We start from the raw sequence: 17,066 nt of genomic DNA on the forward strand, positions 1-17,066 counted from the left end.
TTTTATTAAAGGCAAATGTAAGCAATTTAACGGCATAAAAAAACCATGTATTTCTACATGGTTTTATATTTAATTTAATGCTAAAAATTATTGTCTAACCCAAGCACCGTCTGTTTTAATCATAGCCGCATTTTCAGTGGTATTTGTACCATTGTATATGTCGTATGTTAAAATATATTTTTGACCTTCTTCTGCAGATGGAGCAATATTTTCTAATAAGATAGCCATACCTCTTCCAATCATGTCTTCTGGAATATTAGTACCAGTAGCATCAAAAGTATTGTCACTCCAGAAGTTAGCATTACCCTCTCTTCTATCTAAGTTCTTGAAATACCCCATACTATCTGCAGGACCTTCAAATCCAGGCTCGTTTATTAATTGTTCAGAAATATACTCGTAATCTGCAGCAGCTAAAGTATATCTAATTGTATTATCTGGTACCCATGTTCCATTATCGTTTCCGAATTGTAACGAACTTTCGATAACAGATGGTATAGCATTCCAATCTGTACCGTCAAATACGAAAGGAACAATATTCATTTCATTATCTGCACCACTCACGTATAGTTCATATATTGTTACTAAACGATCGTCTGCCTTAGCATATGGATATAATGTTTTTAAGTAAACAGAGATATTAAATTCTGCTACATCCTCACTTGAGAAGTTAGGATAAGATTGTTCCATAGCATTATATTCTTCAGTAGTAAATTCACGAACAAATTCCCATGAATCTAAAAGAATAAAATTGTTTGTTACTTCTGAAGTTGAACCTCCTGAATAATACTTGTATGTTAAGTCTACCATAGCACCTCGTGTTGCATCTGGATACATATACATAAGTAATTCTGTCATATCTCCAGGGCTATCAAAGTTTCCGAAACTAAATCCTAAAGTAGCATAATCTTCATCTGTTACAGTGTAGGCTGTCTCAGACTTGATACTGTTTGATTTATACAGGTTGTATGTTACGAATACAGCTGATCCATTTCCCCAGTAAGGAAACGCATCTGATAAAAATCCAGGAATTAATTCTTTTGCTTGGTCTTCAGAGTCGAAGCTACCAAATCCTAACTCTAGGTCTTCGTAATCATCGTCTGTTAGTGTATAGTCATCAACCCCAACAATTGGTTTATCAACACTATCTATGTTATCATTAATATCTTCCAAAGGGTTGCAACTCGTGAAGATTGCCCCTACAACTACTAATAAATATAATAATTTTTTCATTTTAATTTTTCTTTAAAAGTTAAATTGGGCTCCAACACTAAACGTTCTACCAAATCCGTAAAATACACGAGCTGTATTTGCAACAGAACCTGTTCCATCAAACGCGTTAGCTACATACTCTGTATTGAACACATTATTCATTCTACCTACTAAACGTACATCAAATGGTCCGAAATCTAAATTATGAACTAAACCTACATCGAATAATCCGTAAGCTGGTACTTCCCATGCTTCAGGAGTTCCATCGACACCTCTAGAACTTGGATCGTATTCTGAATATAAATTATCGAAATAATTATAATCTATCATTACTCTAGTTTTTGCCATAAACTCATAGTCTAAACCAAGTGCCATAGTAGTTTGAGCAGAACCTCCTACATGTAAACCTTCGATAAATAAATCTACAGTTGTAATAAGTTCTTGATCTTCATCATAAATTTCTACACCTTCTACGTTATTATCCCATTTCCAATCTCCGAAAGATGCCATACCTGTAAGTTTTAACTTGTCTGTTGCACGGTATACGAAATCGAATTCTAAACCTTGGTGGATTGCATTTACGCCTAAGATGTTTGCAGTAGCGTATGTTTCATCTGGTTGTTGGTAACCATAAGTTTCTGTTCTATCGTTCCAAGTTGTTCTGTATAAGTTTACGTTAGCAGAAAACTTTTGAGATCTGAAACCGTAACCTAATTCCATACTGAAAATCTTTTGGTTTTCGGCATCAGCGTTTATGTTTTCGTTATCAAATCCTATGAAAGTAGCATCGAAACCTCCAGCTTTTTCAAAGTAACCAATATTAGCAAATACGTTATGGTTTCCTGTTAAGTTGTAGTTTGCCCCCCCTTTAGCACTATATCCTAAAAAGTTATACCAATCTGTTGATTGATTAGGATCACTATCTAAATAGTTAAAATAATCTATACGCTTATAACCTGTGTTAGATCCTGCTACTGCAACAAATGCAGAAAGATCATCTTTAGAGTACTCTAACTGACCGAAAAGACCAACCCAGTTAACTAACCCTTCATTATGGTAAGAATATGTATCTCCGACTTGGTAGGTTGCATTAGGATCGTTTGCGTTTGAATCATCTGCGAAATAGCGACCTCCTAATAAATCTGTTAATTCGGTATAGTGAATACCTTTGTATGTTCTTAAGTCTAAACCACCAGTTAACACTAAATTATCTCCAATTTTATGATCTAAAGTAGATAATACGCCATACCATTCGTGGTCGTTACGGGAAGCTCTTAAAACAGTTTCAGAACCGTAAGCTCCTAAAGCTTGGTTTTCGTCTACAATTTTATCGAAATCTGTTGGACCATAAGCTCCAATTCTGTAATCAGAAATACCATTTTCTCCTAAACTAAATTTGTTAACTCCGGCGTAACCACCTCCACCACCAGATCCGATAGATGCGTATACTGCTGTAGATAAAGTTGACTGATCAGAGATATTCCAATACCAGTTTAAAGAAATTTGTGGTTTGTTATAGAAGTTATCTTCTTGGTGAGTTATTTGACCATTTTTGTAACCCCAGTCAGCATTAAAGCGTTTTCCACCTTCGTTTGTTGCTCTGTAAGTCTCGATAGTCTGACTGTTTTGTCTCTGACCGTGACGTTGCGTTGCTCCAAAAGCACTAAAAGATAATTTATGATCTTCACCTAATTTCTTTGATACATTTACAAAGTAAGATAAAGCACTAAATTCTGTACCATCTACGTAACCATCACCATCTATTTTGTAAGCAGAAACAGTAGCGGCAAATCCGTTATCCATTAATCCTGTAGAGTATGAAGCACCGTACTTTAAGTAACCATCATTAGCGATAGAAGTTCCAATAGAACCTCCTGTTTCAACATCTGTAGTTTTTGTAATAATGTTGATTGTTCCTCCAATAGAAGGTACAGCCACCTTAGAAGCACCTAAACCACGTTGTACTTGCATAGAGCTAGTAACATCTCCAAGTCCAGCCCAGTTACTCCAGTAAACATTACCATTTTCCATGTCGTTTACAGGGACACCGTTAATTAAAACAGCAACGTTGTCATCTTCAAAACCTCTTAAGTTAATTTTACCATCACCAAAACCACCACCGGCTTTAGTTGCGTAAACACCTGGAGTTGATTTTAAGATTTCAGGAAATTCCTGAGTTCCTAATTTTAATTCAATTTCTTCAGCTCTAATAGTAGAAACAGCAACGGGCGTTTTTCTGTCTACCGCAACTGATGCAATAATTTGAACCTCATCTAAACCAAATTCGCTAGACTCTAAAACAATTTTACCTAAATCTACGTTTCCTTTTACAGGAATTTCTTTAGATAAATATCCAATGTAAGACACAACAATTACAGCATTTGTAGCTTTAGTCTTAATTGAAAAATTTCCGTCAAAATCACTAGAAACACCATTAGTTGTTCCTTTCTCCACAACGTTTACTCCCGGTAAAGGCATGTTGGATTCAGGATCTACAGTAGTTCCTGTAACAATACTTTGCGCAAAAGACACAGTGCTACACACCATGATTATTGCAAAAAATAAGTTTTTTGTAATGTTCTTCATTTTTGTTATTTGAAATTAATTTTACGATTGCAAAAGTAGTGCTAATTATTATTCTACTATTACGTAAATGTTAAGATTTTTAACATTCGGCAATATACTGATAATGCACCTAATAACAAAAAAGAAGAACTTTTAGAGTATTTTTTACGTCTTTATAGGTTATTGACGTCCTTTTTTATAAAAGTTTAAAAGATTAAGAGTGGAATTGTCATGTTCGTAATTTTCGGTACCGTCAAATTCTTTTAAAATTTTACTTGCAAGTTGTTTTCCTAGCTCTACACCCCACTGATCGTAGCTAAAAATGTTCCATATTACCCCTTGAACGAAAATTTTATGCTCGTACATAGCGATTAATTTACCTAAACTAGCAGGTGTAAGTTTCTTTATGAAAAGGGTATTTGTTGGTTTATTACCTTCAAAAACCTTAAAAGGGAGTAATTTTGATTTTTCGGCTTCAGATAAGTTTTGAGTCGCCATTTCTGATAAAACGGTTTCCTTTGTCTTCCCATTAAGAAGAGCTTCTGTTTGGGCTAAGAAATTAGACATTAATTTATCTTGATGATCTGCATTCCCATGTAACGATTCTACATAGCCAATAAAATCGGCAGGTATCAATTTTGTTCCTTGGTGGATTAATTGAAAAAAGGCATGTTGAGAATTTGTTCCTGGTTCTCCCCAAATTATAGTTCCTGTTTGGTAATTTACACGATCGCCATTTCGATCTATACTTTTACCATTACTTTCCATAATTCCCTGCTGAAGATAAGTAGCAAACTGTGTTAAATATTGGCTATAACCAATTACAGCTTCACTTTCTGCCCCAAAGAAATTATTATACCATACACTTAATAGCGCAAGTACCACAGGAATATTTTTATCGAAATCTGTTGTTCTAAAATGCTCGTCCATATCGTGAGCACCTTCTAATAAACTTTCAAAGTTTTTATAACCAACCGCTAAGCTAACAGTTAAGCCTACTGCACTCCAAAGCGAAAAACGACCACCAACCCAATTCCACATCGGAAAAATATTAGCTTCATCGATTCCAAATTCTTTTACTTTTTCAATATTTGTAGATACAGCCACAAAATGACTAGCAACAGCCTCCTGATTAGCGTGTTCTAAAAACCAAGTACGTAAGGTATTTGCATTAGACAATGTTTCTTGCGTTGTAAATGTTTTAGATACCACGACAAACAAGGTTGTTTCAGGGTCTAAAACTTTAATCACTTCGTTTACATGATCGCCATCTACATTACTAACAAAATGTGTAGTTAAGTGATTTTTATAATACTGTAGAGACTCTACAACCATTGCAGGACCAAGATCCGAACCTCCAATTCCAATATTTACAATATCGGTAAAGGCTTTACCTGTAAATCCTTTTAGTTCACCATTAACCACTTTATTAGTAAACGCTTCTATTTCTGCCTTTACTTTATATATTTCTGGCATTACATCTTCGCCATCAACTAAAACTTTAGCCGATTTCGGAGCTCTTAAAGCCGTGTGTAAAACTTCTCGTCCTTCAGTTTCATTAATAACATCTCCAGAGAAATAGCTTTGCATTGCATCCTTCAACTTCACCTCATCTGCCAACTGAAGTAAATACTTCATTGTGTCTTCAGTAATTCTGTTTTTTGAAAAATCCACATAAAAATCTTCCCAAATTATGGTGTTTTTATCTGCACGATTAGGATCGTTTGCAAATAAATCTTTCATATGGGTGTTTTTAATATCTTCAAAATGGTTTTGAAGATTTTTCCATGCTTCCGTGGTTGTTGGGTTGATAGTTGGTAATGCCATGATTAATATCCTTGTGTTATTAAATTTTGTTCTGGTTTATGCTCTGGGGCGCCTTTAAAAGGCACAGCATCTATTTGTACTTTTATTGGTTTAATATACTCCAAATATTTAACTTTTAGGTTCTCTGAGATCGGTTCTGCAGCGGGTAATTTTTGTTTAAATGGATCGACTTGAACTCCATTTTTCCAAAAACGGTAACACACATGTGGTCCAGACGTATTTCCTGTCATTCCAACCCAACCAATTACATCGCCTTGTTTTACGTAGTCGCCTTCTTTAACTTTACGCTTTTGCATATGAAGATATTGCGTTTCGTAAACCTTATTGTGACGAATTTTTACATAATTCCCATTTCCACCAGTATAACTAGATTTTGAAACACGTCCGCTTGCTGTTGCAACAATAGGCGTACCGATATTAGCTGCAAAATCGGTTCCTTTATGCGGGCGCACTCTGTTACCGTATAAAGCAATTCGTCTATTTAAGTTAAACCGCGATGAAATACGCTTATATTCTACCGGTGCTTTTAAGAATGCACGGCGTAATGTTTTCGCTTGCTCATTATAGAAATCTGTGATCCCATTTACAGGATCTGTTTCAAATTCGAAAGCATAAAATGGCTCTGTATTGTGCTGAAAATATGCCGCTTTTATTTTATCTATTCCAGCATAAATAGTGTCGTCTATATACTTATCGGTATAAATCACTTTAAAACGATCTCCTTTTTGAAGTCTTGTAAAATCGATTGTCCAAGCATAAATATCGGACATTTTATAGGCCAAGATAAGACTTAAACCATCGTCGGCTAGTGTTTGCGAAATATTACTATTTATAACACCTGAATACTCTTTTTCAACATACTTTATAGGTTTCCTACTTGTAAAAGCATGAATACTATCATGAAAATTAACCACAACATATTCTTCCTTATTAGGCTGATAAATAAAACTTCTAGGTGTTTCTAAGGAATCTTTAGAGCAAAGCAGTGTATATGGTTTTCCGATCTGAATTTTTCTAATATCGAAACTATCTCTTGCTGTTTCTGCAATCTCGTAAATTTTAGAAAAGCCAACATTATTACTCTCTAAAATTTTACCAAAACTATCTCCAGCTTTAACCGTATCTCTTTTTACAATATACTCGTTTAAATTAAATCCAAATTCGTAAATATCAGAAACAAGAGGTGCTTTTTCTACTACTGCTAAATCGTCATTAATTTGTTTTTGGGGTTCATTCTTACAACTTACTAAACCTAGTGTGACAACCAAAAGGAATATACACCTTTGACCCAATCTGCTCATTCTTGTTTGATCCATAAATCCGGAAAAATATTTGCTTTTTTGCTATTATGATTTGTATTGGCGTGCATCAAAAAAAAAAAATCAAGTTTAACAGCTTGACACAAAACCTATTTACATGTGATATTCTTTTACTAGCGTAGACAACTGTTAAATATTGTGTAAAGATTAAGCTAATTTTAGAATGCCGCTAATTTAATAAATTCACTGTACTTAGACCGTCCTAAAACTGTTAATAAATATCTTAATTATAACCTTTTTATAAATTTTCCAAATCGATTTTCGATATAAACACCGAATTACCATCTCTTGAGGTCTCATCAAAAAAATTAAATTTCCGTTCTATTAAGCCCCTTTAACTATTTTACGATTATTTTAAGCGGATATTTTAAGCCTTTAAACGCAGACAAATCAGCTCTTAAGGAACCTACAGCTAGATCGGCCTGAATCTTTAATGGCATTCTATTTTTATCGTTAGACACCCAAAGGGTTAAACTTTCTTCTTCTTTAAAGACACGACCAGCCATTACATATGGTCTAAATTTTAAAGCTGCCATTTTACCAAAATCGGTATCTATATTTTCTACTCCTAAGTATTTCAATTTAAAGACATAGTTTTCTTCATCAAAAAACATATTTACTTTTAATTCATCTCCGGCTTTCAGATTATCTACGTCAATTTCGTTTCTAAAATAATAATACGTCGAGACCATATCCTGAACATCTGCAGTGATATCCATTTCTTTTTTAGTCTTATTCTTTTTATTATGAACTAACGCTTTGTTATTATCGTGATCAAATTCTATTTCAATGTTTTTGGTATGTCCGCCTTCATCAATTTTTCTAACAAATTTATATGGCGCATAAGTCGATTTATCTATGTACGTCTCATAGCGATCGTCAACCTTAAAAAACCACTTTATAGCTCCAGTAGTCCATCCTTTTCCTACAACATGAAATACAGGTTTCCCTTCATAAACCTTGCTTTTAACTTCTAAAGTCGCTTCGCCCGCTTTTAGAAATCCGCTATAATTCATGTCAAATTTAAACCACTCTCCTTCCTGAAAAGCACTCTCTTTTTGAGCAGATACTTTTACTCCCAAAGTGATAGCAAACAAGAAAATAACAATTGAATATTTCATACTTTAATTTGAATTGTGACAATAATCCTTTAACCCTAATAGATATTATTTACATGACATAACAATATCTATTCCAAATGTATTAAAAGAATAAAACTCAATCAAAGTTAAAAATAACTCTAATTGAAATTAGTTTTTAAATTTAAGCTAAAACATTGTACTTTTTACTTGCTCACATACATTAAATTCTAAATCGACTTCATAAATCACCAGCTTTAAAAATAGAGTTTTTCAAAAATATTTATTTAGTCACTGCGACGAATAAAAATGGTTAAAACCAAAATCCGACATTAAAATACCAATTACTAGTCTTAATTTCTGGAGAATAAGAATACGTAAGTTCTATAGGCCCCATAAATGTGTCCCAACCATAGCCCAACGCATATCCGGAATAATCAGGTAAAGCCAACCAATCAATCGATTCAAAAATACCATCTCCAATATTTGCATAATTAGCAGCACCAAAAACATGGTGCTTTCTTGCAAATTCGTAATCCACCTTAAACATACATTTCACAAAACTATCTCCAGAAATGGACAACAAATCGTAACCATAAAACGATTTTATATTATTAATAAAATTCTCTCCATAGCCACCCAAAGCAAAATCGAGAAATGGACTCTCGTTTTCTCCAATTCTAAATCCACCCTCATTTGTAATGCGTGCAGATAGCTTATTAGATATTTTGAAAGCATAGCCTAAATCTGCTTTTGCGATAGAAAATTCGGTAAAATTATCGTTATATGCAGAAGAATAGAGATACAAGTGAAAATCACCATTAAAGTAGAAACCCTCTGTAGGGAAGTATTTATTATCGTAAGAATCATAATTTAATTTACCATAAAAACTAAAATAATTAGAATCCTCAAAAACTTGATTAGAGTTGTCGGGACTGTTTGAAATCGTTTCCGATTCAATTTTTAAATCCTTAAGTTCCGCCCCTAAACTCAAGGTCATATCATTAAAAAACTGAGTTTGCACATAAAATTGATTTGTAAAATCTTGCAATTCCACATCGATCTTATTAAGTCCTAAATCCCTGGCATTTTCTAAATACAGTACAGAACTTACATTTTTATTAAATTGATTGTATCTCGATTTTACACCTATACTCCAGTAAAACCCTTTATCTATATAATACTCGAAATTATATCGCAAATTATCTCCTAAAATCAAATCTAGAGAAGCGACATCATTCTTAGTAAAAAGCCGCTTTCTTGTAACATTTACCAAAGCCGCACTTTTATATAAGTCGTCGTAATGTATCGCCAATTTAAGTGCCGTTTTTCGAGGATTTTCCTTTACATATGCCATTAAATCGTATCCGGTTTTATTCTTAGAAGGGATTAAATCGTAGGTAAAACTCTCGAAGTTATCGGTTGCAATAAGGTTATTTACACCTCTAGAAAAATCGATATAACTCACACGGGTATCATTTTTTAATTTTAATTTTCCTTGAATATAAGATCGGGTATATCTATCGTTTCCTATAATTTCAATATCATTAATAGAAATAGAATCTAATTGCTTGGCATAATGCTGTTCCTTACGTTTCACATATTGCTTACTGGCAACGTCTTCTAATTGTTCTATTTCTCTAACAGCCGCCAATTCACCATTTTTAATTATGGTAGCACCTTCGTCGAATGAAATAACATTAAAATTTTCAATATTCGGGGTGATGTAAATATCGGTGTCTTCAATTTTTTTAGCCATATCACTCAGCGTTTTATAATTCTGAATCTGATATAATATTTCGGTAGCCGACTGTAAATCTGTGCTTTTCGACAAGCCATCTTGCACATCGACACCTATAATAATATCGACACCCTTAGCCCGCATTTCGTCTAAAGGATAATTATTTACCACACCGCCATCTATATACGAATTCCCGTCTATAATAACCGGCTGAAACAAGGTTGGTAACGCACCACTTGCCATTACAGATTGTGCCAAATTTCCTTTATTTAACTGTACAGCTTCTCCCGTTTCTATATTTGTTGCCATACAAAAAAACGGAATAGGCAACTTGCTAAAATCTGTTATGTTATTAACGCGTAACGTTAGTTCAGACAATAAATTAAAGGTGTTTTGTCCGCGTGATAATGCTGTTGGTAACCGCACCTTAAAATTATCGAAAGGCAAGGTCACGGCGTACCGTTCGGTATTTTCGCGCTCGTAAAACGTTTTGGCTTCACGTGGCACATTATCAATAATAATATTATCGAAGTTTATGGTTTTAAAGATAGAATCGATTTCTTTCCCAGTATATCCAGAAGCATATAAAGAACCAACAATAGCTCCCATACTCGTACCGGCAACATAATCTACACGAATGCCTAAACTATCGATAACTTTAAGCACGCCAATATGCGCCAAACCTTTGGCACCACCACCACTTAATACAACTCCTACTTTTAAATCGTTAGCCCCTTTGAAATTCTGTTCTTGAGCTTGAACAAAAATCCCAATAAAAAAAATACTAAAAAGTAGAATTACACGCATATAATTATGGGGTATGATAGTGATTAAATATTTTGTTTGCTCTAGAAAAACCAACAACCGCTTCTAGATCTTTTAACGACGCATTAGATATGCGTTTAACAGATTTAAAATGACTTAACAACTCGACTATGGTTTTTTCTCCAATTCCGGGAATCGTTTCTAAGTCGGTATTTAAAGCCGTTTTACTTCGTCTGTTTCTATGGTGCTCGATACCGAATCTATGCGCTTCGTTACGCAACTGTTGTATAATTTTAAGGGTTTCGCTTTTCTTATCTAAATATAGCGGAATGGGATCGTCTGGATAAAACAGTTCTTCCAAACGTTTCGCAATTCCGATTATTGCAATTTTTCCTCGTAATCCTAAATCGTCTAAAGCATTTAATGCCGAAGATAATTGCCCTTTACCTCCATCAATAATAATAAGTTGTGGCAAAGGTTGCGCTTCCTCAACTAAACGTTTATAACGTCTAAAAACAACTTCCTCCATAGAAGCAAAATCGTCAGGCCCAACTACCGTTTTTATATTAAAATGTCTATAATCTTTCTTACTCGGCTTTCCATCTTTAAACACCACACAAGCAGCTACCGGGTGTGTCCCCTGAATATTCGAGTTATCGAAACATTCAATATGCCTTGGCTCTTCATGTAAACGTAAATCGGTTTTCATTTGTGCCATAATACGATTTACATGTCGGTCTGGATCGGTAATTTTAATTTGCTTAAACCGTTCCATTCGGTAATATTTCGCATTGCGGAGAGACAAATCTAAAATCCGTTTTTTATCTCCTAATTGCGGAATTGTAATCCGTAAATCTTTACCCAAATTCACTTTAAAAGGTACATATATTTCTTTTGAGTTAGAATGAAAACGCTGACGAATTTCAGTTATTGCCAATTCCAATAATTGTTTATCTGTTTCGTCTAGTTTTTTCTTGATTTCTAAGGTATGCGCTCGAATTATTGAACCATAAGAAATTTGAAGAAAATTTACATATCCAAAACCTTCGTCGCTCATAATAGAAAACACATCTACATTGCTTATTTTCGGATTTATTATGGTGGATTTAGCTTGATAATTTTCTAAAACATCAATTTTTTCTTTAACTTTTTGAGCTTCTTCAAATTGTAAGTTCGCAGCAAACTGTTTCATCTGATCTTTAAACTGAATTAAAGAATCCTTAAAATTTCCTTTTAAAATCTCACGGATCGCAATAATATTTCTATCGTATTCTTCGACAGATTCATAATCTTCACAAGGGCCTTTGCAATTCCCTAAATGATATTCCAAACAGACCTTATATTTACCGGCTTCAATTTTAGATTCAGACAAATCGTAATTACACGTTCTTAAGGGATACACCCCTTTTATTAAATCTAAAAGTGTGTGTATGGTTTTAAAGTTTGTATACGGGCCAAAATATTCAGACCCATCTTTAATTACTCGTCGCGTAGAAAACACGCGCGGAAATCGTTCCTTTTTAATACAAATCCAGGGATAGGTTTTATCATCCTTCAACAAGACATTATATCTTGGCTGATACTTTTTTATTAAATTATTCTCTAGAAGTAAAGCATCTGTTTCTGTTTCGACCACAATATGCTTGATGTCTGCTATCTTTCTTACAAGTACTCGCGTCTTCCCGTTATCATGCGTTTTTGTAAAATAAGACGACACACGTTTCTTTAAATTCTTAGCTTTTCCAACATAAATAATCGTACCATTGGCATCATAATATTGATATATACCTGGTGAAGAAGGCAAAGTTTTTAACTGTAATTGTAACGCGGTTTCATCCATAAAACAAAGATACTACAACAATATTAAAACCAATTTCATTGTATAAATTTTAGCAAAGATTATTACTCATTTCATTCAACTTTAAATATCTTTCGCCTTTTTAATACTAACATGGATAAACGAACAATTGGTCGCGTAGATAAATTCGACTTCCCTAAATTGGATCTCTTTAATATTGATGTAAAAATAGATACTGGTGCTTATACTTCTGCCATTCATTGTTCAGAAATTAAAGAAGTAGACCATACCCTGCATTGCACTTTTTATAGTAAAGGTCATCCTAACTTTAGCAGTGAAGAAGTAATCTTTACCGAATACACCTTTACCAACGTAAAAAGTAGTAACGGTATAAAAGAAAATAGATATAAAATAAAATCCGAAGTGATAATCTTTGGTAAAACGTACAAAATCAACTTAACTTTAAGCACGCGAGACGATATGCGCTTTCCGGTCCTTATTGGAAGACAATTCTTAAAAGGAAAATTTTTAGTTGATGTCGATCTTCAAAACTTATCTCATAATTTAAAAGCCCAATGAATATTGTAATTTTATCAAGAAACGCAGAACTTTACTCGACAGAACGTTTAGTTACTGAAGGTGAAAAGCGTGGTCACAAAATTGAAGTTATCGACCCGCTTAAATGCGACATTATTATAGAAAAAGAGAAACCTACTATTTACTATAAAAATCGATATTTAGATTATGTAGATGCCATAATCCCAAGAATTGGAGCTTCGGTTACTTTTTATGGTTGCGCTGTAGTTCGTCAGTTTGAAATGATGAATGTATTTACCATCGTAACTTCAGACGCAATACAACGTTCTAGAGACAAATTAAGATCTTTACAACGTCTAAGTAAGGCTGGAATTGGTATGCCTAAAACTGTATTTACAAATTACTCGAGAGATGTAGAAGAAGTAATTGCTCATGTTGGCGGTACTCCTGTAATTATTAAATTACTAGAAGGAACTCAAGGCTTAGGAGTCGTTTTAGCAGAAACTAAAAACGCAGCAGAATCTGTTCTTGAAGCCTTTAATGGTTTACAAGCAAGAGTTATAGTTCAAGAATTTATAAAGGAAGCTAATGGTGCCGACTTAAGAGCTTTAATTGTAGACGGACAAGTGGTAGGTGCAATGAAACGTCAGGGTAAAGAAGGTGAATTCCGTTCTAATTTACACCGTGGTGGATCGGCAAATATTATTAAATTAGATGCTGCCGAATTAGAATTAGCCATCAATGCTGCAAAAGCTTTAAAATTACCAGTTTGTGGTGTAGATATGTTACAATCTGCTCGTGGACCATTACTTTTGGAAGTCAACTCTACCCCAGGATTGGAAGGTATTGAAGGTGCTACAGGGAAAAATATTGCTAAAAATATTATCTCCTTTATTGAACGAAATGCAAAACGATAGATGATATTTCAAAAAGATGTTTTACATGTTTTAGGACAAAAGATTCTTCCAGGAGAAAGTGCAGAAATTAGTTTCGATGTAGCTAATTTACACACTTCTTCCAGTGTCGATGTCCCTATTTTTATTGAACGTTCTAAACGTCCTGGCCCTACAGTTTTATTTACTGCAGGAATTCATGGAGACGAAGTTAACGGTGTAGAAATAGTACGACAAATTATAGCAAAAGGCTTAAACAAACCTAAACGCGGTAGCATTATTTGCATTCCTGTCATTAATATTTTTGGATTTATAAACTTAAAAAGAGAGTTTCCCGACGGACGCGATTTAAACCGTGTATTCCCAGGAAACGAAAACGGATCACTTGCAAGTCAGGTGGCTTATAAACTTATCCACGAAGTTATACCTTCTGTGGACTATGTAGTCGATTTTCATACCGGCGGCGCAGGCAGATTTAATGCCCCACAAATTAGAATTGAAAAATCGAATTTCGAATTAGACGAATTAGCCTTAGCTTTTGGAGCACCATTTGTAATGTACTCTAAAAACTTAGGTAAATCGTTTCGTTATACCTGCTCCAAATTAGGAATTCCCATGTTGCTTTTTGAAGGCGGAAAATCTATCCATTTAGATGCGAATGTCACGGCTACTGGTGTTAACGGAGCCAAACGTGTTTTGTATTATTTAAATATGCTGAACGCTAGATTTAAAGCTACAGCACCAAAAAAACCATGTGTATTTATTTTAGAGAGCAGATGGCAACGTGCCGAATATTCAGGTATGTTTAGACCCGCGTTAGATTTAATGTCTACCAAAGTAAAACGTGGAGATATCTTAGGAAACATTACAGATCCCTACGGAAAGTTTAACGATTATGTAAAGGCAGAAACGAGTGGTTACATTATAAATGTAAACGAATCTCCAATTGTATATCAAGGGGATGCTTTATTTCATATTACAAGAAAACTGAAACGCGATTTATGACAAAATCAGAGTTAAGAAAATTATATAAAACAAAGCGAAAAACCTTAACCGCTGAAGCTTGTGACGACTTAAGTCTAGATATTTCTAATCAGCTTTTAAAACTTCCGATTTGGGATAAATCGTTCTACCATATTTTTTTAACTATTGAAGAACAGAAAGAGATTAATACCGAATTTATTCTGAATATTCTCTCTGGGAAAGATAAAAATATTATAATTTCTAGAAGTGATTTTAGTACCGGACTTATGCATCATGTCTTACTTACTGATGCTACAACTATAAGGAAAAATAGTTATAATATTCCGGAACCTGTTGACGGTATTCCGATTCCAAACACGTCTATTGAAGTTGTATTTATTCCACTTTTAGCATTCGACAAAAAAGGGAATAGAATTGGATATGGAAAAGGGTTTTATGATCGCTTTTTAAATGATTGTAATCCTAAAACCATAAAAATCGGACTCTCTTTTTTTGAAGCTGAAGATGAGATCTCTGATATTTACGACAGCGATATTCCGTTAGATTATTGCGTCACTCCAAAGCAAGTTTATACATTTTAGTTATTTCACCTAGAAGTCCTCGCCTAAGACAATTCAATTAAAATCCTAGAATTAATCTTTCGGAAACACCTTTTTATTGAATACAAGTAACATAACGAATCCTGTACTTATAGCGACATCTGCAACATTAAAAACAGGCTCGAAGAACGTAAAGAAATTACCACCCCAGAACGGCAACCATTCCGGCAGATAACCCTTCCAAATAGGGAAATACAACATATCGACAACCTTACCATGAAGCAAAGTATCGTATCCTCCTGATACAGGTAGGAACGCAGCCACTTGACCATGACTGTCGTTAAATAAAACACCATAAAAAACAGAATCGATAATATTTCCTAAGGCCCCTGCGAAGATTAAAGCAATAGCTAGCGTAAGTAAATAATGCCCTTTAGTTTTCACTGATGAATACAACCAATATCCTATTCCTAGAATGGCAAAAATTCTAAAAACGGTAAGTGACGTTTTAGCCGTTCTATCTGAAATTGAAGCACTAAAATCACTGATTTTAGTTCCCCAAGCCATGCCTTCGTTTTCTATAAAATAAATTCTAAACCAATTAAAAATGGTAACATCTTCCCCTAAAACAAAATGTGTTTTAATATAAATTTTACTTACTTGATCGATAAGTAGGACGATAAAAATAAGTAGACTGGCTTTTTTTAGGGACATGCTTTCAATTTTCAACAAAAATAAGAATATTATTCTGTTTTAAATACACTTATATCTCCCCGAATAGACTTTAAATCTAATTGGTTTTCTCCAAAAATTAATGGTTCAAGTTTTACAACACCATGTTTAGAAGCTGCATTGACTTTTGCAAAATTGGTTTCCACAGAGATACCCCCTTGAATGGTGTTAATTTTAGCCGACCCGATAAACGAATTCAACACACATTGCCCCTGGTTTAACTCGATAAAAGCGGTATTAAAATCGCCTTTTATTTTCACACTTCCTATATTACTTTTAATATTAAGTTTTATATGCTTTGGCACTTGGATCTCTAACTCAATAGACATGACTTTATGAGCACTTAATTTATCATTATCTGCTTGAAATAGTGGATGAAATCCGGTTGACACGTACAATGAATCGTTACTCGTTTTAGCTATTACTAACATCTCTTCGTTATGTTCTCCGGCAATGTTTGTCTGGATTGTAATGCGACTTGTATTGGATGCAGTCACATGTATTTTAAAGCAATTGTCTCCATTAATTTGAAGTGTAGTAATATCTTGCGCATCAATAATTTTATCAATACGTTTTTGAGCGTGCAGTGTGACACAAAATAATGTAACTAATAATGTAGTAATAAATTTCATATAAAAGCAAAAAAACGCCTTTGCAAAATTGCAAGGCGTTTAATTTTATAATTTTAAAGTACTCCTATTGCATGTTCTTAGCTTCGATACTAAGCGTTGCATGTGGAACTAATTTTAAACGTTCTTTATTAATTAATTTACCAGTAACACGGCAAACTCCGTACGTTTTATTTTCAATTCTAATAAGTGCATTTTTAAGGTCACGGATAAATTTTTCCTGACGGATAGCTAATTGCGAATTCGCTTCTTTGCTCATCGTTTCGCTACCTTCTTCAAACGCTTTAAATGTAGGAGACGTATCGTCTGTTCCATTATTTAAATCGTTTTGGTATGCACTTTTAATTAAATCTAAATCACGTTTAGCTTTTATAATTTTGTCTTGAATTATTCCTTTAAATTCAGCCAAATCCTTATCGGTATGTCTTACGTTTAAATCTACGTTCATA

At 33.9% G+C, this 17,066-nt stretch carries 14 protein-coding genes; 4 read left to right on the top strand and 10 right to left on the bottom strand.

Features of this window, described 5'->3' with window-relative positions; translation table 11 throughout:
* Positions 1-87: 87 nt before the first annotated feature.
* From ACFFVB_RS01780 to uvrC, 7 genes are all read right to left on the bottom strand, one after another.
* Positions 88-1,230 (bottom strand): hypothetical protein, encoded by a 1,143-nt coding sequence (locus tag ACFFVB_RS01780; protein WP_382380553.1) that lies wholly within the window; start codon positions 1,228-1,230, stop codon positions 88-90.
* Positions 1,231-1,242: 12 nt separating this feature from the next.
* On the bottom strand, positions 1,243-3,795 hold the full coding sequence (locus ACFFVB_RS01785) for a TonB-dependent receptor (protein ID WP_382380555.1): 2,553 nt from the start codon (positions 3,793-3,795) through the stop codon (positions 1,243-1,245).
* Positions 3,796-3,954: 159 nt separating this feature from the next.
* On the bottom strand, positions 3,955-5,601 hold the full coding sequence (pgi, locus tag ACFFVB_RS01790; protein WP_382380557.1) for a glucose-6-phosphate isomerase: 1,647 nt from the start codon (positions 5,599-5,601) through the stop codon (positions 3,955-3,957).
* A gap of 2 nt (positions 5,602-5,603) precedes the next feature.
* On the bottom strand, positions 5,604-6,917 hold the full coding sequence (locus ACFFVB_RS01795; protein WP_382380559.1) for a M23 family metallopeptidase: 1,314 nt from the start codon (positions 6,915-6,917) through the stop codon (positions 5,604-5,606).
* A gap of 341 nt (positions 6,918-7,258) precedes the next feature.
* Positions 7,259-8,041: a DUF3108 domain-containing protein gene (locus ACFFVB_RS01800; protein ID WP_382380561.1), complete on the bottom strand. Its 783-nt coding sequence runs from the start codon at positions 8,039-8,041 to the stop codon at positions 7,259-7,261.
* A 271-nt stretch (positions 8,042-8,312) separates the two neighbouring features.
* Entirely contained in the window at positions 8,313-10,547 is a 2,235-nt protein-coding gene (locus ACFFVB_RS01805) for a patatin-like phospholipase family protein (protein ID WP_382380563.1), read from the bottom strand.
* Positions 10,548-10,551: 4 nt separating this feature from the next.
* Complete coding sequence (gene uvrC, locus ACFFVB_RS01810) at positions 10,552-12,345, bottom strand: excinuclease ABC subunit UvrC (RefSeq protein WP_382380565.1); 1,794 nt, start codon at positions 12,343-12,345, stop codon at positions 10,552-10,554.
* Positions 12,346-12,456: 111 nt separating this feature from the next.
* Here uvrC and ACFFVB_RS01815 point away from each other — a divergent pair, with 111 nt between their 5' ends.
* From ACFFVB_RS01815 to ACFFVB_RS01830, 4 genes are read left to right on the top strand one after another with little or no spacing between them, the layout of a single operon-like run.
* Positions 12,457-12,882 (top strand): ATP-dependent zinc protease family protein, encoded by a 426-nt coding sequence (locus ACFFVB_RS01815; protein ID WP_382380567.1) that lies wholly within the window; start codon positions 12,457-12,459, stop codon positions 12,880-12,882.
* Positions 12,879-13,757, top strand: coding sequence for a 30S ribosomal protein S6--L-glutamate ligase (gene rimK / locus ACFFVB_RS01820; RefSeq protein ID WP_382380568.1), 879 nt, complete (start codon positions 12,879-12,881; stop codon positions 13,755-13,757). The genes ACFFVB_RS01815 and rimK overlap by 4 nt, the downstream gene beginning before the upstream one ends.
* Positions 13,758-14,738 carry a succinylglutamate desuccinylase/aspartoacylase family protein gene (locus ACFFVB_RS01825; RefSeq protein ID WP_382380570.1) on the top strand — a complete coding sequence of 327 codons (981 nt, stop codon included), beginning with the start codon at positions 13,758-13,760 and terminating at the stop codon, positions 14,736-14,738. It begins immediately after the preceding gene.
* Complete coding sequence (locus ACFFVB_RS01830; RefSeq protein WP_382380572.1) at positions 14,735-15,298, top strand: 5-formyltetrahydrofolate cyclo-ligase; 564 nt, start codon at positions 14,735-14,737, stop codon at positions 15,296-15,298. Before ACFFVB_RS01825 ends, ACFFVB_RS01830 begins: the two co-directional genes overlap by 4 nt.
* A 51-nt stretch (positions 15,299-15,349) precedes the next feature.
* Here the strand turns inward: ACFFVB_RS01830 and ACFFVB_RS01835 are convergent, their stop codons facing one another.
* The 3 genes from ACFFVB_RS01835 to ACFFVB_RS01845 all read right to left on the bottom strand — a co-directional run bounded on the left by ACFFVB_RS01835 (position 15,350) and on the right by ACFFVB_RS01845 (position 17,065).
* Entirely contained in the window at positions 15,350-15,970 is a 621-nt protein-coding gene (locus ACFFVB_RS01835; protein WP_382380574.1) for a lipoprotein signal peptidase, read from the bottom strand.
* 29 nt (positions 15,971-15,999) lie between these two features.
* The gene (locus ACFFVB_RS01840; protein WP_382380576.1) at positions 16,000-16,620 is read right to left on the bottom strand and encodes a DUF4097 family beta strand repeat-containing protein; all 621 of its coding nucleotides are present in this window, start codon (positions 16,618-16,620) and stop codon (positions 16,000-16,002) included.
* A 64-nt stretch (positions 16,621-16,684) separates the two neighbouring features.
* Positions 16,685-17,065: a TraR/DksA family transcriptional regulator gene (locus ACFFVB_RS01845; RefSeq protein WP_382380578.1), complete on the bottom strand. Its 381-nt coding sequence runs from the start codon at positions 17,063-17,065 to the stop codon at positions 16,685-16,687.
* Position 17,066: the final 1 nt, after the last annotated feature.

The sequence above is a fragment of the Formosa undariae genome (assembly GCF_042427615.1).
Classification (GTDB): domain Bacteria; phylum Bacteroidota; class Bacteroidia; order Flavobacteriales; family Flavobacteriaceae; genus Formosa; species Formosa undariae.

Coding starts and splice junctions, on each gene's coding strand:
- ACFFVB_RS01780 (WP_382380553.1), bottom strand. CDS start 1,230: ATGAAAAAATTATTATATTTATTAGTAGTTGTAGGGGCAATCTTCACG.
- ACFFVB_RS01785 (WP_382380555.1), bottom strand. CDS start 3,795: ATGAAGAACATTACAAAAAACTTATTTTTTGCAATAATCATGGTGTGT.
- pgi (WP_382380557.1), bottom strand. CDS start 5,601: ATGGCATTACCAACTATCAACCCAACAACCACGGAAGCATGGAAAAAT.
- ACFFVB_RS01795 (WP_382380559.1), bottom strand. CDS start 6,917: ATGGATCAAACAAGAATGAGCAGATTGGGTCAAAGGTGTATATTCCTT.
- ACFFVB_RS01800 (WP_382380561.1), bottom strand. CDS start 8,041: ATGAAATATTCAATTGTTATTTTCTTGTTTGCTATCACTTTGGGAGTA.
- ACFFVB_RS01805 (WP_382380563.1), bottom strand. CDS start 10,547: ATGCGTGTAATTCTACTTTTTAGTATTTTTTTTATTGGGATTTTTGTT.
- uvrC (WP_382380565.1), bottom strand. CDS start 12,345: ATGGATGAAACCGCGTTACAATTACAGTTAAAAACTTTGCCTTCTTCA.
- ACFFVB_RS01815 (WP_382380567.1), top strand. CDS start 12,457: ATGGATAAACGAACAATTGGTCGCGTAGATAAATTCGACTTCCCTAAA.
- rimK (WP_382380568.1), top strand. CDS start 12,879: ATGAATATTGTAATTTTATCAAGAAACGCAGAACTTTACTCGACAGAA.
- ACFFVB_RS01825 (WP_382380570.1), top strand. CDS start 13,758: ATGATATTTCAAAAAGATGTTTTACATGTTTTAGGACAAAAGATTCTT.
- ACFFVB_RS01830 (WP_382380572.1), top strand. CDS start 14,735: ATGACAAAATCAGAGTTAAGAAAATTATATAAAACAAAGCGAAAAACC.
- ACFFVB_RS01835 (WP_382380574.1), bottom strand. CDS start 15,970: ATGTCCCTAAAAAAAGCCAGTCTACTTATTTTTATCGTCCTACTTATC.
- ACFFVB_RS01840 (WP_382380576.1), bottom strand. CDS start 16,620: ATGAAATTTATTACTACATTATTAGTTACATTATTTTGTGTCACACTG.
- ACFFVB_RS01845 (WP_382380578.1), bottom strand. CDS start 17,065: ATGAACGTAGATTTAAACGTAAGACATACCGATAAGGATTTGGCTGAA.